This is a genomic window from Alteromonas gilva (assembly GCF_028595265.1).
Classification (GTDB): Bacteria; Pseudomonadota; Gammaproteobacteria; order Enterobacterales; family Alteromonadaceae; genus Alteromonas; species Alteromonas gilva.
Genome location: NZ_JAQQXP010000001.1, coordinates 727,091 through 747,198 on the forward strand (window position 1 = coordinate 727,091; position 20,108 = coordinate 747,198).

21 protein-coding genes are annotated in these 20,108 nt (G+C 49.1%); 13 read left to right on the forward strand and 8 right to left on the reverse strand.

Annotated elements, in window-relative coordinates; translation table 11 throughout:
• Nucleotides 1-227 precede the first annotated feature (227 nt).
• Nucleotides 228-1,868: a methyl-accepting chemotaxis protein gene (locus tag OIK42_RS03230; RefSeq protein ID WP_273638346.1), complete on the forward strand. Its 1,641-nt coding sequence runs from the start codon at nt 228-230 to the stop codon at nt 1,866-1,868.
• 58 nt (nt 1,869-1,926) lie between these two features.
• Nucleotides 1,927-3,234: an alginate export family protein gene (locus OIK42_RS03235; protein ID WP_273638347.1), complete on the forward strand. Its 1,308-nt coding sequence runs from the start codon at nt 1,927-1,929 to the stop codon at nt 3,232-3,234.
• 135 nt (nt 3,235-3,369) lie between these two features.
• Here the strand turns inward: OIK42_RS03235 and OIK42_RS03240 are convergent, their stop codons facing one another.
• The 3 genes from OIK42_RS03240 to OIK42_RS03250 form a co-directional block, all read right to left on the reverse strand.
• The gene (locus OIK42_RS03240; protein ID WP_273638348.1) at nt 3,370-5,235 is read right to left on the reverse strand and encodes a DUF885 domain-containing protein; all 1,866 of its coding nucleotides are present in this window, start codon (nt 5,233-5,235) and stop codon (nt 3,370-3,372) included.
• Nucleotides 5,236-5,346: 111 nt separating this feature from the next.
• Entirely contained in the window at nt 5,347-6,513 is a 1,167-nt protein-coding gene (locus OIK42_RS03245; protein ID WP_273638349.1) for a pyridoxal phosphate-dependent aminotransferase, read from the reverse strand.
• Between the two features lie 21 nt (nt 6,514-6,534).
• Nucleotides 6,535-6,966 (reverse strand): hypothetical protein, encoded by a 432-nt coding sequence (locus tag OIK42_RS03250; RefSeq protein ID WP_273638350.1) that lies wholly within the window; start codon nt 6,964-6,966, stop codon nt 6,535-6,537.
• A gap of 414 nt (nt 6,967-7,380) precedes the next feature.
• Here OIK42_RS03250 and OIK42_RS03255 point away from each other — a divergent pair, with 414 nt between their 5' ends.
• Nucleotides 7,381-9,669: a TonB-dependent receptor gene (locus OIK42_RS03255; protein WP_273638351.1), complete on the forward strand. Its 2,289-nt coding sequence runs from the start codon at nt 7,381-7,383 to the stop codon at nt 9,667-9,669.
• Nucleotides 9,670-10,902, forward strand: a complete 1,233-nt coding sequence (locus OIK42_RS03260) for a dipeptidase (protein ID WP_273638352.1) — start codon at nt 9,670-9,672, stop codon at nt 10,900-10,902.
• An 82-nt stretch (nt 10,903-10,984) separates the two neighbouring features.
• Here OIK42_RS03260 and OIK42_RS03265 read toward each other — a convergent pair whose 3' ends face one another.
• Entirely contained in the window at nt 10,985-11,155 is a 171-nt protein-coding gene (locus OIK42_RS03265; protein WP_273638353.1) for a DUF6435 family protein, read from the reverse strand.
• A gap of 249 nt (nt 11,156-11,404) precedes the next feature.
• Here OIK42_RS03265 and OIK42_RS03270 point away from each other — a divergent pair, with 249 nt between their 5' ends.
• The 9 genes from OIK42_RS03270 (at nt 11,405) to OIK42_RS03310 (ending at nt 16,475) form a co-directional block, all read left to right on the forward strand.
• Complete coding sequence (locus OIK42_RS03270; RefSeq protein WP_273638354.1) at nt 11,405-11,881, forward strand: YHS domain-containing (seleno)protein; 477 nt, start codon at nt 11,405-11,407, stop codon at nt 11,879-11,881.
• 5 nt (nt 11,882-11,886) lie between these two features.
• Complete coding sequence (locus tag OIK42_RS03275) at nt 11,887-12,213, forward strand: thioredoxin family protein (protein ID WP_273638355.1); 327 nt, start codon at nt 11,887-11,889, stop codon at nt 12,211-12,213.
• Between the two features lie 13 nt (nt 12,214-12,226).
• Nucleotides 12,227-12,514, forward strand: coding sequence for a BufA1 family periplasmic bufferin-type metallophore (locus OIK42_RS03280; RefSeq protein WP_273638356.1), 288 nt, complete (start codon nt 12,227-12,229; stop codon nt 12,512-12,514).
• Between the two features lie 25 nt (nt 12,515-12,539).
• Nucleotides 12,540-13,433 (forward strand): MbnB/TglH/ChrH family RiPP precursor modification enzyme, encoded by an 894-nt coding sequence (locus OIK42_RS03285; protein WP_273638357.1) that lies wholly within the window; start codon nt 12,540-12,542, stop codon nt 13,431-13,433.
• Nucleotides 13,430-14,182: an HvfC/BufC family peptide modification chaperone gene (locus tag OIK42_RS03290; RefSeq protein WP_273638358.1), complete on the forward strand. Its 753-nt coding sequence runs from the start codon at nt 13,430-13,432 to the stop codon at nt 14,180-14,182. The genes OIK42_RS03285 and OIK42_RS03290 overlap by 4 nt, the downstream gene beginning before the upstream one ends.
• Nucleotides 14,183-14,398: 216 nt before the next feature.
• Nucleotides 14,399-14,950 (forward strand): acyloxyacyl hydrolase, encoded by a 552-nt coding sequence (locus OIK42_RS03295; protein WP_273638359.1) that lies wholly within the window; start codon nt 14,399-14,401, stop codon nt 14,948-14,950.
• A 104-nt stretch (nt 14,951-15,054) separates the two neighbouring features.
• The gene (locus tag OIK42_RS03300; protein WP_273638360.1) at nt 15,055-15,558 is read left to right on the forward strand and encodes a TlpA family protein disulfide reductase; all 504 of its coding nucleotides are present in this window, start codon (nt 15,055-15,057) and stop codon (nt 15,556-15,558) included.
• A gap of 12 nt (nt 15,559-15,570) precedes the next feature.
• Nucleotides 15,571-15,816: a nitrate/nitrite transporter NrtS gene (gene nrtS / locus OIK42_RS03305; RefSeq protein ID WP_273638361.1), complete on the forward strand. Its 246-nt coding sequence runs from the start codon at nt 15,571-15,573 to the stop codon at nt 15,814-15,816.
• Nucleotides 15,817-15,878: 62 nt separating this feature from the next.
• Nucleotides 15,879-16,475 (forward strand): TetR/AcrR family transcriptional regulator, encoded by a 597-nt coding sequence (locus OIK42_RS03310; protein WP_273638362.1) that lies wholly within the window; start codon nt 15,879-15,881, stop codon nt 16,473-16,475.
• A gap of 110 nt (nt 16,476-16,585) precedes the next feature.
• Here OIK42_RS03310 and OIK42_RS03315 read toward each other — a convergent pair whose 3' ends face one another.
• From OIK42_RS03315 to OIK42_RS03330, 4 genes are all read right to left on the reverse strand, one after another.
• On the reverse strand, nt 16,586-17,590 hold the full coding sequence (locus tag OIK42_RS03315; RefSeq protein ID WP_273638363.1) for a hypothetical protein: 1,005 nt from the start codon (nt 17,588-17,590) through the stop codon (nt 16,586-16,588).
• A 15-nt stretch (nt 17,591-17,605) separates the two neighbouring features.
• The gene (locus OIK42_RS03320; RefSeq protein WP_273638364.1) at nt 17,606-18,079 is read right to left on the reverse strand and encodes a DoxX family protein; all 474 of its coding nucleotides are present in this window, start codon (nt 18,077-18,079) and stop codon (nt 17,606-17,608) included.
• A 113-nt stretch (nt 18,080-18,192) separates the two neighbouring features.
• Entirely contained in the window at nt 18,193-19,059 is an 867-nt protein-coding gene (locus OIK42_RS03325) for an AraC family transcriptional regulator (protein ID WP_273638365.1), read from the reverse strand.
• A gap of 29 nt (nt 19,060-19,088) precedes the next feature.
• Nucleotides 19,089-19,925 carry a helix-turn-helix domain-containing protein gene (locus tag OIK42_RS03330; protein ID WP_273638366.1) on the reverse strand — a complete coding sequence of 279 codons (837 nt, stop codon included), beginning with the start codon at nt 19,923-19,925 and terminating at the stop codon, nt 19,089-19,091.
• Nucleotides 19,926-20,108 lie beyond the last annotated feature (183 nt).

A 20,108-nucleotide genomic window follows, 5' to 3' on the forward strand; every position in this document is an offset into this window, starting at 1 on the left:
GCTTTGCCGGATTAGCGCTCAATTGGTTTTTCCCTGATGTAACCCTTGTCCTATGACTATTAACTCTGTGTTTGACCCCTGGCCTGCTCCCAATGTTGTCGATCGTTTGATCTATAGTAATTAACTTTCACCTTAGAATTTATAATTAAACTTTAGTTTATTGCAAACAGCGGATTTTGTGCCAAGCTTTAGTCACGATAAGAGTGTCAGAGGTCTTGGGGCGATATATGATAGATTTTAGTCAGTTCTCAATAAGAAATAAATTTGCTCTTCCGTTGGTTATCATTTCTGCATTGTTTGGTGTGGTAGCAGTGCTGTCAATTTTTGCGTTAAGTAATATTGCAAGTAACGCTGAATTGATTACACAGCGTTACCTCAATGCTGTCGGACTTACCTTAAATGCCGATCGCGATTTATATCAGGCTCACACAGCATTGCAGGATGTACTGATATTAAGTGACGGCAACCAAAACATCGATTCAGCCGTTACCGATTTTGAAGATAATGCACAGCAAGCATTGGATAGAATGAAGCAAGCCAGAGCACTTGTTGAAGATGAAATAGCGGCCATCGGCAATCTGAGTGAGTTTCAACGGGATTATGACAAGTGGCTTAGCGGGGCAAACCAGGTTGTCACACTGGTTAAAGGCGGACAACTGGCAGAAGCAACAGTACTTCGCGCCAATCGGGTCTCAACCGAATTTGAGAAACTACGCGGACATTACGATGAACTCGGCGAGTCGATAAATAACGCCGCTAACGCCCTCGACAAAAATATGCAGGCAGAATCACAAAGCGGACAATTTACCCTGGTGATAGTCGTTGTGCTGGTGTTGGCGGTGTGTGTCTTGTCGATCATTTTTGCCCCACGGCTGATTACCGATCGTTTAAATACGCTGATTGCGGTAATGCGGGACATTAGCCAGGGAGATGGTGATTTACGCAGCCGTCTCGACAGTAAGGGCAAAGATGAGCTGGCGACACTGGCCTCTACGTTTAATCAGTTTATGAGTAACCTACAGGAACTCATCATTGTTATTCAACAGGATACAGAAGATCTTAAAGGTTCTGCCGCTAATCTTAACGATGCCTCGGTTAAGGTTAAGTCATCCACACATAAACAAAATGAAAACCTCGAACAGATTGCCACGGCGGTGAACGAGTTAACCCATGTTGTCGCCGATACGGCGGCTAACAGTCAGGGGGCAATGGAAAAAGTTAAGCTTGCATCAGAAATTAGCAGTAATTCTAAGGTTGTCGTAAATGACTCGGTGCGTAATGTATCGAATTTGTCGACGTCAATCAGTAATGCCAGTGATGTGATTTCCAGCCTTGCCAAAGAATCACAAAATATTATCGCGGTGTTAGATGTTATTCGGGGGATTGCCGAGCAAACTAACCTGCTGGCGCTCAACGCTGCCATTGAAGCGGCACGGGCCGGAGAGCAGGGGCGTGGTTTCGCAGTGGTGGCCGACGAAGTGCGCACACTGGCTAGCCGAACTCAACAATCCACCGAAAACATAAATGAAATGCTCGGTCGCCTGGAGCAAAGTGTCAGTAACGCCGTGTCGGCCATTGAGCAGGGAGCGGGCGAAGTAGAGTCTGTGGTGACCATCTCCGAGCAGTTAGCCACCGCCTTTGAGCAGGTTAATGACGCGGTGAACCAGGCTAATGAAACCATTTACCAAATTGCCGCAGCAACGGAAGAGCAAAGCCAGGTTGTTTCTGACATCAACACTAACGTGAGCAATCTCAACTCGCTTGGCCATCAGAACCAGAAAACCATTGAAGACACCGATCATATTGCGAATGATGTGAACAATACAGTGCTCCAGCTCGGCCAAAAGATCAGCCGCTTTAAAACCTGACATACCGGTCAGCGCTTAATCATATAAAAACCAAAAGTGAAGTTACGGGAGACACCGCATGAGATCACTGAATCCAAAATTTACCCAATCACTGAGTATGGGGGCTATCATACTTGGGTTGTCCTCGCCCGCCGCGGCCGAATCTCCTGCCTTTGACGTGTCGGGGCAATGGAACCTGCGTTATGAAAGCTTAACTAACCCGTTTTTCCCGACCACTGATGAACGCTTTCATCAACACAACCAACGCCTCTCCTCTAAGTTACAAGTGAAAGGCGTGATGTCATGGTCGCGGTTTGAGCTGGTAGGAGAACTCGGTGACTCAAGAGTTTACTTAGATAACGACGATCCGACGCTGGGTCGCTCGCAGGTGAATACACTGGAACCTGTTCAATTACATTTTTCGTTTTTGGGGGAGGCCGATACCAATAGCGATTTAAGTATGAAAAAAACCAGCGTTGGCCGGTTTTTGCTCGACCACGGTAGCCGCCGGCTGATTGCCAGTGCCTATTTTCGTAATGCGCTGAATACCTTCGACGGCGTCGTGAGTGACTGGCAGTGGCAAGACTGGAATGTCAGAGCGGTTTACCTGTTGCCGGTTACCCGTTTGCCTGGCGATGCAGCAAGCATTGATAATAACGAGCGAGCACTGGATAAGTCTTATACTGAGCGCAAGCTATATGGCTTTTATGCGTATTCTCCGGGCAAAACCTGGCAGTTGCAAAGTTACTGGTTAGATGAAAAAGACGGTCCTGATCTGAATACCGCCAACCGCCAGTTCCTCACCGTGAGTGCACATTACACGTTACCGAATACCACTGACTGGCGCGCCGATGCCGAAGTGATTTTGCAATCCGGCACCCGTCATCGAACCACGTCACCGGCTGACACCACAGAAATCGATCAACGCGCCTGGTTATTTCATGGCGCATTAGGGCAGATGATCACCGACAACACTTCGTTGCAGGTCGTGGCCGACCTTATTAGCGGCGATAACGACAGTAGTGACGGTACTAATCACGATTTTGACGGGCTGTATGGGGTGCGTCGCTTCGATTTTGGTCCTACCGAGGTCTATCGCGCGCTGCCGCGCCGCAACCTGGTATCGGTCGGGCTCAAGATGGTGAGCAAATTCACCAAGAAAGATAATTTGTTGGTCCGTTACCTTAACTTTAGTTATCACAAAACCCCGGTCGGCAGCGCCGATGATATTGGTAATCAAATCGAGTTTCGCTGGCGCCATCAGTTATTGCCCAAGTTTCGTCTGGAGTTTGGTGGGGCGTACTTATTCAAGGGTGAAGCCTTAGAGCAGGGCGACTACCCGGATAATACGGTGTATGGTTATACTGGCTTTCAGTTAAAGTTTTAACGGTTCGCTCAACCCGCAGCGCTGATGATGCAGCCTGATGTTGTTGATAAGCCTTATGGGCAGGCGTTAACAAAAAAAGCCGGTGACAGTCACCGGCTTTATAGTATGCATGAATAAGTCAATAGACCCTGATGATCAGGCTTTGCGTTCAGCAATCCAGTTATCTACCATACGTTCCAGTATCGTCAGCGGCACAGCCCCACTGCCCAGAATCACATCATGAAACGCGCGGATATCAAACTTATCACCAAGTTGCTGCTCTGCTTTAGCGCGCAGCTGCTGAATTTTGAGCATGCCAATCTTGTAAGACGTCGCTTGTCCTGGCCACACAAAGTAGCGTTGAACTTCGGCTTTAATCGCACCATCTGAAATCGGTGAGTTGTCTTTAAAAAACTGTTGTGCCTGCTCTTCTGACCAGCCTTTGGCATGAATACCCGTATCCACAACCAGACGAATCGCGCGCCACATTTCTGATACCAGACGGCCAAAATCAGACATTGGATCCTGATACCCGCCCATTTCCTTGGCAACAGATTCGGCATAAAGGGCCCAGCCTTCTACGTAGCTGTTAAAGAATGACTGGGTACGAAACTTGGGTACGCCTTCAAGTTCCTGCGCAATGGATATTTGCATATGGTGGCCGGGGTTGCCCTCGTGATAAGCAATGGCTTCCATTTCGTTCTTTGGCATGCTGGTCATATCCAGCAGATGCGCGTAGTACACGCCAGGCGTACTGCCATCCGGCGAGCCGGCAAAGTAATGCTGCGGCGCACCCGCTTGTTCACGGTATGACTCTACGCGTTTCACCACCAAATCGGCTTTGGGTAAAATGCCAAAGAACTCTGGCAATTTAGACTCAATGTTGTCCAGGTAAGCCGTGGCATCGTCAAGATAGCCCTGACGGCCTTCGTCTGTATTCGGATAATAAAAACGTTCATCGGAGGTGTCAGATTTGATATAAGCGAAGAACTCTTTTAGTGAACCATCGAAGCCTTCCTGCTCTTTTATTTTTTTCATTTCACCGAGAATTCGTTCGACTTCAGACAAACCGATTTGGTGTATTTCATCGGCTGTCAGATCGGTGGTGGTGCGATAGGCCAGCATTGAGTTGTAGTAGGCTTCACCCTGCGGTAAGGAGCCGGCGCCTTTGGCTTCCCGGTCGATATTGGGCAGATCATTTTCAAACCAGCTGATGAGCTTGTCGTAGGCTGGCATTACATGCTCGAGCAGGGCCGTTTCTGCTTGCAGGGTAAGTGTTTGCGCTTCTTCTTCACTTAACTTGCCGGCTTCAACCAGCGAAGCTATTTTACTTTTTACATCGGCAAGCAATGACGAGTCGGTATCACTTTCCGGCTCAAAAGGATAACCGGATATCACCGCTTTACTTTGTTTAATTACCCCTTCGTAAGCAAAATACGGTGCTTTAACGCCCTCGTCGGCATTAATTGCAACCCGGTCGGTCAGTTGCTCAACGGCACGGCCGATCCCTTTTAAGCGCGACACATAGGCATCCACATCGGCAGGCTCAGACACCTTGTGGTAGTTCATGATGAGCGTTGGCAGCATGGATTGCATACCATTCATTTGCGTTAACACGTAATTGCGGCGTAAAAACTCAGCGCGTTCTTTAGCCTGTTGATATTGAAATATCCAGAGGTCATAGGAGATCCTGGCGTTTTCATCCAACTTGTCGTAGTCGAAGGATTCTTTAAGCTCCTTGACGGTGGCAGCACGCCAGGCAAGCTGTTCGGCTTCGGCTTGTTCCGACATATCATCAATTTGATCGTATAAGTCTTTGCGACCCTGCCGGGTCAGTGAAAGCGGAGAAAACTGCAGCTGTTGTTCGTATTTTTCTTCAAACCAAGCGTTTAACCGCTCAGTTTCAGACTCTACAGATGCAGATTGAGTCACCGGCACCTGGGTTGTTGCGCTGGGCGGCGGCGCTTCTGAGCAGCCAGCCATAGCGAGCGAAATAGCACTTAACAGTAATAGTCGTTTCATTGGTGATTGAAGTCCCTGGTTGGTTATTATTATATTGGCGTGTGTAATAGCTGTTTAGTTAACGCTTTTCTCCGGCTAATATCAATAGGCTCGTGAACCTCGCCCACAAGCCTACAATGTACTCACAAACATTTTTATACGGGCAAGGCCTTCAACAAGGGCAGATTCAGAGGTCGCGTAGGATAATCGCACGTACTTTTCGGCATCTGCGTTACCAAAATCATTGCCAGGTGTCAGCGCAACGCCCTGCTCATCTAGCAGGCGCTGACAAAAAGTCATGGCGGTTAAATCGGTACTACTGATATCAATGTAAACATAAAACGCGCCATCGGGTGTCACAGGCACATGCAGGCCAATGTCAGCCAGACCGTCGAGTACAAGCCTGCGGCGCTGTAACAGCGACTCCCTGCGTGCTTCGCATAAGGTCAGTGTGTCTGGTGTAAAGCAAGCCATGGCGGCGATTTGTGCCGGTGTGGAAGGGCAAATATAGAGGTTTTGTGCCAACCGCTCGATGACCGCAACCATGCTTTCCGGCACTACCATCCAGCCAAGGCGCCAGCCAGTCATGCCAAAATATTTTGAAAAACTGTTGATGATAATAGCGTCATCGTCAAAGGCTAGCGCCGTCTGCGGCGCGCCGTGTTCTCCATCACTTAAATTCAGGTATATCTCATCGATAATTCGCCATGCGTTGTGGGCTTTGGCAAACTCGCACATAGCAGCCAGTTCAGCGGCCCTAACGGCGGTGCCGGTGGGGTTTGAAGGGGTTGCTATCATCAGTGCTTTGGTATCTTGCTGCCAGAGTTGCTTTACTAACGCGGCGGTCAATTGAAAGCGGCTGTCTGCATCGGTTGGAACTAAGTTAACCTTGCCACCAAAGGTGGTAACAAACTGACGGTTACAGGGATAAGCGGGATCGCCCATCATCACTTCATCACCGTTATCGACCAGCGCCGCACATACCAACAATAACGCCGCTGAGGCGCCGGCCGTGACAATAACCCGATTGGGTGCAATGGTCAGGCCGTGCTGAGTTTGGTAAAAACCAGCAATAGCAGCGCGCAGCTCTGGCGTGCCCAGTGCGCTGGTATAGGGTAACTCGTTGGCTGAGATGGCTTGTTGCATAGCCGCCTGCACAGCAGGAGGTGCGCCAAAATCAGGCTCGCCAATATTAAACCGGATAACCGATTTACCGGCAGCTTCGAGGGCGGCTGCTCGCTCGCCAAATGCCATAGCATAAAAGGGCGCTACAGATTGCGCCCGCTGGGAATATTGCATGAATAACTCGTTTGATTAAGGTTAGTGCAACCAGCCAGCTTTAACACCACGCTGACTAAATAGCACAAGAAACAATGCGATGCTGGTTACTATGACAGGCATAACCACAATTCCCAAGCCCATGATGCCAATGGCATCTACGACAATAAAATTATGATACTGCTGCACCAGCACCCCGGCAAAAGACATTACCAAAAGAGGAAACGCCAGCTTTTTGCCCAGGGCTAACACAATGGTGCCGAGCAAGCCGCCAAATACAGCTAACGCATAGGCGGCATAAGACCACGCCGGGATATCTCGATAAATCGTTTGTTGCGCTTCTGGCAGGGTGGCGATGGTTTCTGGTGTCATCATGATCTGACTAAAAAAAGCGGCCACGCCAATAGCGTTCCAGAGCACCATTATCCAGGCGAATATTTTCATGCCGGTGGTCATTTTCTTCGCGTTTTTCATGGGTATTCCTTGTCGCTGTGAATGGTCACTACTATACGAAAAAATGCTGGCAGAGCATAAGGAATTCTGCCGCTTGGTTAATGTTGGTGCAACGGCGCATTAAATGCTCCCCGTGACTGTGCAGCGGTGAATCTGGTTATATAACAAATGTTAAATAATCGTATTTAAAATAATGTATACGGTATCAAGTATGCAGGTTGTCTTTATTGATTGTTGTTTCGTCTTAATTCTCTATTTATTTCAATGTGTTGGTATGTTGTTTGATTGTTCCTTGATAGTTTGCACCGCAAAAGGAATTGCGCAGAATAAAAAAAGGGGCACCCATAAGGGAATTTTCACCTGATTGAGAACACATACAATATGACCAATAAAAGCCTAGCTAAACCCTTTACTTTATCTGTCTTAGCCGCTGTCATGAGCCAGCTCCTTATTGTCTCGGAAGTTCAGGCGCAATCGTCTTCTGATGCGCAGTCGGATAGCGACGAAAAAATCGTGGTGATTGGCCGCCGTATCTCACAAACCGATATTGCCATTGGTACCGATGAGGCCACCAATACCCTGGCAGTAACCCGTGACGAATTACTCTCTGCACCGTCTGGTATCTCTGGTTTGAAAATGCTTGAGAGTCTGCCGGGGTTTAATGTGCAAACCGACGGTGCACTGGGCCTGTATGAATTTGGTAATTCCGTACAAGTGCGGGCTTTTCAGTTAAGCCAAATGGGGTTTGTGCTCGACGGTGTGCCGATGGGGCGTTCTGATGCCTTCGGCGGCAGCCCCATTTTCCGCTATGTTGATAATGAAAACCTCGGCGCGGTTATCGCGTCTCCGGGGGCCGGTGATGTGTCGGCACCCAGTTATGCATCGCTGGGGCCTATCGCTGAGTACAGCACTATACGCCCTTCGGACGAAATGGGCGGTATGGTAGCTGTGACCGTTGGCGATTTTGATCTACAGCGCACGTTCGTTAAGTTGGAAACCGGTGATCTGGATGGCTTTAAAGCCTATGTGAGCCGTTCTAAAACGGACTCAGACTTATGGCGTGGCCCGGGCACAATAGATCGGGAGCACATAGAGGCCAAAGCGCTTTACGAATTTGGTGACAGCTATATCAGGGCCACCTACGTCGCCAACGATTTTTTTGACTATGACTCACCTTCTGCACCGGCCTCCACCTTTGCAGAAGATTACTACTACAGCTACGCAGACAGTATTCCGGAAGGATGTATCGGAGCAAAGCCCGGCGTGTATGATTTTAATGGCGACGGCAGTATTGATGACAGTGATTTTACCCCGGTTTTCACCGGTTCAAACTGCACCAGCTATTACGAAGATCGCATCAATATTCGCGACGATAAACTCTATTCTTTAGCATTTGGCACCTATATTAGCGAAGATGTTCAGTTTGACGTTACCGCATACTATGAAGATAAGGACGGCTACGGCGTGTCGCCCGACAGCTACAGCAATACGCTGGGTATTTACACTCGTCAGGCTGCAGCCGGTCTGGATGTCGTTCATCCGCGCGGTGTCCAGTATGGTTTGTCGGGCGTGGGAGGCGAGCGGGAAGGTTTAGTCGGTGGATTCACCTGGTTTATGGGCAATCATAAAATTGCCTTTGGCGGTTGGATTGAAGAAGACACCTACAACCGTACCCAGGCCCGCCTGAATAAGACCGGTGGCAGTGCCGATGGTGACGTGATATACGATGAAGTGGCTTATTACCGCCGTAATTACACCGCGGTACGCGATACCACGCAGCTCTATTTGAAAGACAATTTCAGCATGATGGACGACAATCTGATGCTGGAAATTGGCGTTAAGTCGTTATCAATTGATTACTCACTGGACGGTTATCGTGATTATGCCGACTACGAAATTGACGGTCAGCCGGGTTACGGCCCACAGTCTGTCGAAGCGGAATATACCGATAACTTTTTACCGATGGTGGGGGCGGTTTACCGTTTAAATGACACCGATCAGCTCTTTGCCTCGTTTGCACAGAATTTCGCTTTACCGGCCGGTACCGATGATATCTTTGATAATGCAGTAGGGTTTGCTGCCGACGCGCCAGAAGGTGAAGAAGCCGATAACTATGAGTTAGGCTTTCGTACTAACCGCGAAAACTACAACGGGGCAGTCGCGTTGTTTTACACCCGTTTTGACAACCGTTTAATCGCCAGCAGTGTTATTAACCCGGCGACAGGTCAACCCGAAACTTTCTATGTTAACGCCGGCGCATCAAAGGCTTACGGTGTTGAATTAAGCGGCGTATTTCAGCCTGAAGCTTTCGACCGTCAACTCTATTTTAACGCAAATTTATCCTATAAAAAGGCCGAGCTGGTAGATGGCTTTGGCAGCAATCCGGCAGGCAGTCAATTGCCGGACAGTCCCGAGTGGTTACTTACAGGTGGCATCACTTATGAGCCAACCGAATGGCTGGTGGCCAATATGTCGGCCAAGTATACCAGTACCCGCTATACCGACTTCAGCGAAACGTATGAACTTGAGAGCTACCTGGTGACGCAGGCTTATCTGGATATCGGTGGTCCCAATGATTTCGGTATGCCAGAAAATATGCGCCTGCGGTTTAACGTTGATAATTTGTTCGACAAAGAAGTGATGTCCTTTGGTTTTACCGGCTCTTCATTTGGCAGGCCGTTAAGTCCGCGGACTTTCCAGGCGACGTTAACGGTAGATTTTTAAATGAAAAAATATATCAAAACGACATTGTGTGCGTTAACGGTGGCTGCTGCTGGCAGTGCCGTTGGCGCTACCACCACGCCGCCGACAAAGGAAGCTTTGCATGAGTCGCTGGTGGTCATGGATACCCATCTGGATACCCCGGCGCTGCTGGTGCAACCGGGCTTTGACATTATGCATGCCCATACCTTTGACGATGATTTTTCGCAGGTCGACGTACCGCGTATGAATGAAGGTGGACTGGACGGTGGCTTCTGGGTGATTTACACCCCCCAGGGGCCGGTGACACCGGATGGCTTTATTGCAGCGCGGGACACTGCATTACTGCGCGTTATGGCCATTCACAAAATGGTGGCGGCAAACTCCGACACCTTTGCTCTGGCTACGGAGCCAGAAGATGCAAAGCTGATTGCACAGCAGGGCAAGAAGATTGTCTATATCAGCATGGAAAATGCCTATCCATTGGGTGAGGATCTCAGCCTGCTGGAAACGTTTTATAAAATGGGCCTGCGCATGGTGGGGCCGGTACATTTTAAAAACAACCAGTTTGGCGATAGCTCTACGGATCCTGATGGCACGCAGTATGGTGGTTTGTCACCTCTGGGTAAGCAACTGGTTAAAAAAGCCAACGAACTGGGTATTGTTCTGGATGGTTCTCACGCCCACGATACGCTGCTTGAAGACATGATAGAGCTGTCAAAAACGCCGGTGATTTTATCACATTCCGGTACCAAGGCGATTTACGAGCATCCGCGCAATATTGATGATGCGCTGCTTAAAAAGCTGGTAGATAGTGGCGGCGTCATTCACGTCAATGCCTATGGCTCTTATCTTAAAGAACTACCCAGTGATCCACAGCGTCGCAAAGCCTATGGTGCCCTTTATCAGCAAATGGGCAACATTGCCAGTATGACGCCTGATGAGGTAGCAGCATTAAAAGCGCAGCGCAAACAAATCGATATGGAACACCCCGCAGTACGGGCGACCTTTGAAGATTATATGGCGCACTTTCTGCACATTCTTGAAGTTGCCGGGCCAAAGCATACAGGCGTTGGTGCGGACTGGGATGGCGGTGGCGGTGTTGAAAAAATGATGGATGTTGCCGCATTACCGCTGATAACCGAACGTTTACTCGCCGAAGGCTACACCGAGCAAGACTTAGCCGATATCTGGGGAAACAACGTTTTGCGCCTGTTACAACAGGCTAAGGATTACGCTGAGTCACTCAAACAGTGATTCATTAACTACGTTTTTGCTTGTTCTCCGTAAAGCAGCAAGTAGGGCACACTGTCAAAGGTGTGCCTTTTTTATATCTGCCCTAGGATTTTTTAGCTGCTTCAATCTGTGCCCACAGCGTTTCAGCCTCTGCCGTCAGCATTGAGTAGGTTTTGATGTCGCCTTTGCGTTGGGCAAGCATCGCTTTTTCCTGCAGTGCGGCATGTTGCTTACGTAATTTCGCGGTTGGATCTTTATTAAATAGTCCGAACATAAATGGTCGCCAGGTTGGGTTTACCAAGTAAACGGTGCCCGGCCGTATAAGGATCAGAACGGATCAGCTTTAACAGCCACGAATCAACCCTAAAACCCCCATTTTTACCCCTTTGGACGAATAGCGCCATTTTGTGGCGGTTCTGTTTCCTTCACAGAGTCAATCTTTCATACCTTATACATCAGGGAATACATGCGCACTAAGCGCTCCCCAAACTCTGTTTACGTTAATCCATTAAAGGAAAATATTATGAAAATCTCTCGTTTATTCACTATCGCTGGCCTGGCCGGTTCTATTTTATTTAGCAGCTTGTCTTTTGCGTCGGCAGTTAACCTGGGCGACAACGATGTGGCCATCCATGGTTACGACCCGGTGGCGTACTTTGTAAAAAATAAGCCGGTTGAAGGCTCGGCGATGTATACCGCTACCCATGAGGGCGCTATCTATCGTTTCGCAAGTGCTAAAAATCGCGACATGTTCAAAGCCAATGCCGACAAGTATGCGCCTCAGTTTGGCGGTTACTGCGCCATGGGTGTTGCCTTAAACAAGAAGCTTGATGTTGATCCGGCGGCTTTTTACATCGAAGACAACAAGCTTTATCTCAACCTGAACAAAGCCGTACAGCAGAAATGGTTTGAAGATGTACCCGGTAACCTGAAAACCGCTTATCGCGTTTGGGATGGTATCGAAGCGCTGTCAGTAGCCGAAGCCAACGCCGAGGAGTAATTGCAATGGAATCAGGCACTCAGGGAATCTCCAATAATGGTCATCAGTATCCTGAGCCCGTTGTCATGCTGTGGTTCAGCGCCCAATGGTGTGGTCCCTGTAAGCAGGTTGCGCCGGTGATCAATATGATCGAGCAGGCGTATGCCGGCACTGTGCGCATTGTGAAGGTTGATGCAGATGAAGACTTTGAACTGGCCCATCGCTTAGGCGTACGAGCGGTTCCGACTCTCATCCTGCTCGACCACGACAAACGTCTCGACACTAAGGTTGGGGCGGGAAGTTACGCTGAGCTGACTCAGTGGATTGAAGCAAACTTAAACTTAGTAGCATAACGAGGTAAAGACTATGAATCATAAACGAACTATCGCAGCTGCCGCTTTAGCCATGGCGCTGACAACCGTGGTTTCTGCGCCGGTACATGCGGCCGGTAAAGAGAAGTGCTATGGCATTGCGGCAGCCGGTCAAAATGACTGCGGCAACCTGGCGGGTACACATTCGTGTGCCGGCCAGTCAACCATGGATAAGGATCCGGGCGAATGGAAACTGGTTGCCAAAGGCAGTTGTGAGAGTATGGGCGGCATGCTCAAAGACGAAGCTAAAAAGCGTTACGAAGAAAAAAAGCGTAACGGTTAACCAATAATTTCGATGGAGCATAGCGATGACTGCAATACACCCCATACAACAGGCTCAGACGAATACGACCCCGATTGGCGTTGGTCTGCGTCACGAGCACTATTCGGCGGCGTTATTGTCGTCGTCGCACTCCGTCGATTTTGTCGAAATACATGCTGAGAACTTTTTTGCAGAGGGCGGTGCGGCCAGCCGGTTACTCGACCAAATCACCGAGCGATACAAGGTGAGTATACACGGGACAGCCATGGGACTGGGTTCTGCAAAGGGGATTCAACCAGAGTATCTTAAAAAATTTACGCGTTTAGTAAACCGGGTAGACCCGCTGTTGGTATCCGATCATGCCTGTTTTACCTGGGGAAACATTAGCGATACGCCGGTTCATGCGGGCGATTTACTGCCCTTAAAGTTTGACCAGGCAACACTTACCGTACTTGCCAATAATATTGATCGCGTCCAGCAGGCGCTGGGTCGCCAACTGTTAATTGAAAATATCGTCAGTTACAAACAGTTTCCGGCCGGTGATTACAGCGAGGCGGAATTTCTCGCCACGGTTGCCGAAAAGACCGGCTGCGGGTTGCTGGTGGACCTCAATAATGTGTTGGTGAACTATCATAATTTTACCAACGGAAATGCGCTGCAACTGGCTCGTCAGTGGCTGCGGCACATACCTGCAAACGCGGTAAAAGAAATTCATTTAGCCGGCAGTTCGCCGGTAGCGCCGGGTATGTTAATTGTTGATGATCATGCCCAGCCGGTATCGAATGAATGCTGGCAATTGTTCGATGATGCCATGACGCGTTTCCCCGCTGCCGCCACATTGATTGAATGGGATAACGACCTGCCTTCCTGGCCCCGGTTAGTTTATGAAGCGGATAAAGCGCGCTGTCGTCAGGCTATGGCTGCGGAGCTAATGGCATGAGTGGAGTAAAAGCCAGGGCAATGGATTACCAGTCGCAGTTACTCAGTGATATTTATCGGGCTAAGTCAGCGCACGACGACAAGGGGCTGCAGATATACCAAAACAATTTGCACATGACTGCCATGCGCAGTTTGTCGGTGACCTATCCGGTACTGGAGCAGATGGTTGGCGAACAGGCAATGTTCGTCTTGTCGCATCGATTACTACAACGAGAGCTACCGGATAGCGGTGACTGGGCAGACTGGGGGCGGCAACTCCCCGAATTAATACACAACAGTGAGCTGTATGCCGAGCACCCGTACCTGGTTGATGTTACGCACTTTGAATGGGCATTTCACCAGGTGTCACGAAAGGCGTTTTATGCTTTGGATAGCGCTTCGCTGAATCGCTTAGCCGATGGCGCGCTGGAACAAACCTTCATTGCGTTACAACCCTCTCTGACCTGCTTGCGCAGCAGCTATCCGGTGCATGGGTTGTGGTTACTGCATCGCTCGAAAGCCGGGCAGGGAGGACCATCCAAACAACAACTGGAGGATGTGATGAACGAGCCGGAAACCGGATGCTATGTAATAGCACAAGGTGCGAAAAACACTCATGTCACACAAGTGAACGAAGAAGAGTTTAACTGGGTTCAGGGGATATCTGACGGCCTCAGTGTGGCGGCGTTGCTGGATGTGTTTCCTGCGTTTGATTTTGCAGCCTGGATTGCCAGTGCTATCCGGCATGACTGGATAACCCACTTAGAATAGATTTTTTGTCAGGGTGTCTCCCGCCATTTGCGGTGCTAGTTAGCACCGCTTTTTTTTGTCTTCTGGTTACACAAAGTTAAGTAGACATTTCTGTGCATTAAAATTAATTTTTGTTGGTGCGGATCTGGTAATAATTCAGTACGGACGGGCAATTTTTTTAGCACCTCATTTATACACTTTGCATCCTGTCAAAGGGCTATTTTTGAGGAATGCAAAGTGAAATATTGGGTAAGAATTTATCGCCGGGCAATGTTGCCTGTGGTCATGTTGATCAACCTTACAATGATCGGTTTTCCAGCAATGGCAGACTCCTTGTCGTTGGATTATATCCGCGGTGAGGGGGATGTAGAAGGAGTTAAACTGGCGTATCAGTTTTATGAACGATCCCTTGATGAGTATGTGAAAGACCTGCGGGTTTATGTGGAAACCAGCGTGAATTTCTGGGAGTACGGAACACCGCGCCAGCACGATACGAATTTTATTCTGGCGCTGTCGCCGGTATTACAAAAAACGTTTTGCTATTGCGGCAGTGGGCGGATTTTTGGTGAATTTGGTATTGGTATATCGCTGCTCGATGATACCCGTTTTGCAGGTAAAGATGTAAGCACTCACTATCAGTTTGAAGATCGCCTTGGTATTGGCTATCAGTTTGGTCGCGATGAGCAGTACCGGCTTGCGCTGCGTTATTTTCATTACTCCAACGGGGGTGTTAAAAAACCCAATCCCGGCCTCGATTTTATCAGTTTCTCTTTTGCTATGCGGTGGTAAGGCGCTTTGGTATCAAAGTGACGCGCATCTGTGGCCTTTGTGGGGCCTCATGTCATTAAGCTGGTATTCGTTATACCACCCACCTTATTAACCGGAGACGAAACATGAAAATCGAAGACGTTATGAGTCAGCTGCGTAGCTTTATCATCGCTACTGGCATCGCGTTACTGAGCGGCCTGGCTTACGCGCAAATTGCCGATGATCCGCCGCCGCCCGCGCCGGCGTTTACCTTCAACAGCCTTAGCGGCGAGCAGTTTGAAATGCCCGGCTATCAGCAACAAAAACCCACCTTACTGTATTTTTGGGCGACCTGGTGCCCCTACTGTAAAAAAGCGACGCCGCGTGTTGTTGCCCTGCATAATGATTACCGCGAGTTCATTAATGTGCTGGCTATTAATGTTGGTATCAATGACTCGGTTGCCCTTACTCAACAATACATTGAGGACTACGACATCACCTTTCCGGTGATGTTTGATCACGATAGCAGTGTGAGTGGGTCATATGGCGTGTTTGGCACGCCTGTCTTTGTGATTGTCTCTGACGATGGCGGCATCCTGTACCGCGGACATCGCTACCCCGATGGTTTAGAACGTGCACTGTCACTGTAACGGAGTCAGCTAATGCAACAATTTATCGCACTGCTGCGTGAACGCTCGCGTGAGCGAGTCTCCTTGAGTGTACTGTTTAGTGCACTCAAAACCGCATTAGTGGTGGGAACGGTGCTGACCACCATTAACCAGTTTGAGGCGGTGGTTTACGGTGAACTGCCCTTGCAAGTGGTGAAGGCCCTGCTTAGTTATAGCGTTCCTTTTATGGTATTTCTTTATGGTCGCCTCACGGCGCCGACCTTCCGTTCCACGCCGTAAACAGGCCTTTTAAAATACCAGCTTTTATGTATACTGGTCTGTGTATTTATAGGGGGGAGTTAATGACCGCAACACGCAAAAGTAAACGTGAGCACCTGGTAGAAACGGCACAACAGCTATTTTACCGTGAAGGTATTAAAGGTACAGGCATCGATACCGTGCTTGAGCATGCGGGCGTGGCAAAACGAACCTTGTATAACCACTTTAAATCAAAGGATGAACTCATCATTGCAACGTTGCAGCGACGCGATGAAGAGTTTATGGCAATGCTCAAAGCCGGTGTTAAAAAATATCGTGATCGCCAGCAGGGCGCTGCTGAGTTTGCCGGCGTACTGGCATTTTTTGATGCCATTGATGAGTGGACCACATCCAGCCAGTTCAGTGGTTGTATGTTCATTAATGCATCGGCAGAGTACCCTCGCCAGGACCACCCTATTCATGTGATTTGTGCCATGCACAAGCGCCTGGTGATCCAATACATTGAAGAACTGATGACCCCCCTTAAACTGGAAAATGCGCATGCCCTGGCAGTGCAGTTTGCTGTGTTAGCTGATGGTGCCATTGTTAATGCTCATACCACCAGTAATAGCAGCGCGGCGCAGGTTGCCAAACAGATTGCCTTGCAGTTACTTGAGCTCAATTGTCAGACATCTCACTAAGGGCGTTAGCTGGCGGGCCTGCCCGGATAAACCGGGCAATATTATCGTTTACTGACTGCAGTGCAACGCCGTGGGGTTGGCCTGGCGCTTAGGTTCGCGTTTGCCGCCGCTCAGCAGCTGCTAAACTTGGGTGGAAATCCCGCCAGGGTGTTAATGGGGGGGAGCTTTTGTTGCAGGTGCCAGGCCAGCTTCTGAGTATCAATATGGGGTGCCCGCGCGGCATCAATACATGCATTGTGTTGCTCGAGCTGCATATAAAACTGTGCAGCTTTTTTACCTTTAAGCTGTTGGCGTGTTTGCAGCGATAACCCGGCGAGTTTTTGCACCGACATGTCGCGGCTAAAACGGTTTACCTGACGGTAGCAAAAGTGCTCATCAACGTAGCGGTCGCTGCGTTCAATCAGCTTCTCCATAAGCGCAAATAACAATTCGTTGGTACTTGGAGTGGTCAGTATCAGGGTAAAGCTCGCGTCATGGCTTTCGGGCAATTCCGTCTGGGCCGATGCAGTGAGGGTTAAGTCGATTAAAATCTGTCCGCTGCGTCTGGTTTCGATGTTTACCATATTAACGGCACTATGATCGAACCTGATCTGCTGCAACAGTCTCTCACTGGCGCAGCGAAAGCTGTCGGTACTGTCGTGGTGTTGGCCGGTACCAAGCCTTACTGCCTGTGAAGCAATGAGTGGCAAGTCCTGATGGGTACTGAAGGGTGAGCTGTGTCGGCCGGTTATACATAGCTTAAAACGTTCGCGAACCTCATGTTCCCGTGCCTTTTTAATTGCCAGAAAGATAGTCTGAATTAACTCAGAGGTAGGAAAATGCCGCTCTACCCGCCATCGACGGCCATATACAATTTTCTTTTCCGACTGGGCTGTGCGCGGTTTGTAGGTATCATAACCAATGATACCGATTTGAATATATAGTCCCTGTGCGTCTTCTGCAGCCATGATCAAATAATCATCATCAAAATCACAGTCGAGTATGATCTGCTCCAGGGTTTGCCGGTTGTGAGCATAGGCCAGATAGTGTTGAGGGATGCAAACTGCGCCGTTGTCCAGGCGAACAACAGGCGCATTTTTAAGTGGCTGCTCACCGTTCAGAATGTCCCACTTCATGAGGTGATATACCTGTTAAACAGACGCGAGCGACGTGGAGGGTTGCTGGCGGCGTGCGATGAAATGATCAAACGACAATTTACCTGCGCCCCAGATGGTAACGTGAAGTAAAATAAGCCCCCAAATTACGTGACCGTACAAGGCCGCAGCAGGGATATCTTCGAGGCTGATAACGGCTACGATATTGACAATACCAAGGCCCAGCGCACTAATCCGACTGGTTATGCCCAAGGTTAACAATACCGGTAACAACAGCTCGCCAATGGTGGCAAGATAAGCCGCTAAAACAAACGGTAGCAGTGGAACATGGTATTCATATTCAAATAGGAACAGGGTGGTTTCCCAGTCATTTGTTTTGGTCAGGCCTGAGGCGAAAAATACCCAGGCGACATAGAGTCGTCCTGCCATCACGAGCAACGATTGCAGGGGCGAAAACAACTGGTCTGAAACGAGACTGAGTTTGGCAATATATTGTGTTAATGCATTCACGGTGTGATTCCTTAGATTAAGCAAAAAGTCTGGTGTCGTGCTGGTCAATTCCAGCACCGGTAATGTAAAACGATAGGCGCGGGCTGAAGAAACCAATCGTCCTGACTTTATATCTATTCGTTTGAATCCCCGGGCACAGAGCGTAACGGCTGATTGTTACCCTGCTCAGGTAGCTTTAGCCATTGTTTAGGCGATAACCCCAGCTTTTTACGGAATAGCCTGGCGAGTGCTGAACCATGTTCATAGCCGACCAAATTGGCGACTAAATTGACCGGTTTTTTATCTTTTAGCATGTCCTGGGCAATGGCGATGCGGATATCAGTGAGGTAATCATTGGGCGTGACGCCGACCACGGATTTAAAGGTTGCGGCAAAGCGCGAGCGGGACATGGCCGCGAGATCAGCCAGCGAGTCTACGGTCCAGTTCACTTCAGGTTTATTATGCATGGCACTAATCACTTTGGCCATCATCGGATGGGTCAGCGCCGCCAGTATGCCGCCTTTGGCCAGATCATTTTCAAGCACGTAGCGCAGTACCTGCAGCAGGAATATTTCGCTGAGCTTATCGATCATCACGCCTCGCGTAACGGAGCGGCTAAATGCTTCCTCAAACAGCCATTCAGCCGTGCGCCCGATGTAGATTTCCGCATCTAATGGCAGAGCCAGCAATGGCGGTAAGGCCTCCAGCAACAGTTTCTGATTAGCTGACTCCATGCTAATGGTTGCGCACACCATTTCTGCCCCGGCCGAATCCTGCGCCACAATGCGGTGCTCCAACGGACCCGGAATGAAAATCACTGACGGAGTGTCAATGACCTGTTTGGTGCCATTACGCATCAGTAACGTCAGGCAACCTGATTTAAGCAGGTGTAAATGTCCTTTTTGTTCGGATGAAAAAGACTGAATACCGCACAGCTTGCCACTAAAAAATACTTCGGCGGTAAGCGAGATACGCCTGATAATATCGGCTATGTTTTCCATATGTGTCCTAATTTTATGCTGCTGGAGACCTAGGCGTTCAGCACTGCTGAAGACTGACGTGCTTGCTGCAGCCATTGTCGTGGCGATACCCCGAGTTTTTTCTTAAATATGCGTACCAGCGCTGAGCCATGTTCGTAACCGACTTCGCTGGCAACAAAATTAACCGGCTTATCACTTTTCAACAGTTTCTGTGCGCGGGCCAGGCGAAGATCAGTGATGTAATCATTCGGTGTCTGGCCGACCAGGGATTTGAAACATTCGGCAAACTTAGACCGGGACATCGCGGCAATACTTGCAAGGCCGTTTAAAGTCCAGTGATAGCCAGGATCTGTGTGAATGGCGTCAATGACTTTACGCATTTGTGGGTGATTTATGGCGGCCAGTGCGCCCTCATGAAGACTGCCCTGCTCGGTGGCATGTCTGAGCATCTGCAACATAAAAATTTCACCAAGCTTGTTGATCATCAGCTCTTTACCAAAGCGTTGCTCAAACACCTCTTTAAACAGCCATTGCACTGTGCAGGACATGGAGCAACCAGGGTTTACCTGCAAATACATCATGTCAGGGAGCGCTTTGAGAATCATGGATGAATTATTCAGGCAAAAAGAGACGCTGGCACTAATGAGCGAAACCGGCGCGTCTCCCTTCGCTTCTAAACGGTGAGGTACAGCCGTAGGCAGCAACACAATCGACGGACGGTCGAGGAGCACTTCGCTGCCGCCTTGCTGAACAATTTTTACCGTGCCGGATTCAAGCATATGCAGGCGGCCACTGTTGTTAAAATGACGAACGCCACTAAATGAGCCGCTGTGATCAACGGTTGTGCTGAATACATGTTGGTTGAGTATTCCATTTAAGTTATTCATACCTTATCTCTCTTAACTCTCGATATGGTGTGCATAGCGATTGTAGGGTTGATGAGATAACCTCAAACGTCATGACCACTTAATGATGACGTGACCACTGTTACCTAAAGTATACAGACCTGTTTACTATTAATTTAAAAGTGCGTTACGCTTTTAAATGCTTCTAGCCTCTTTTATTAAGTA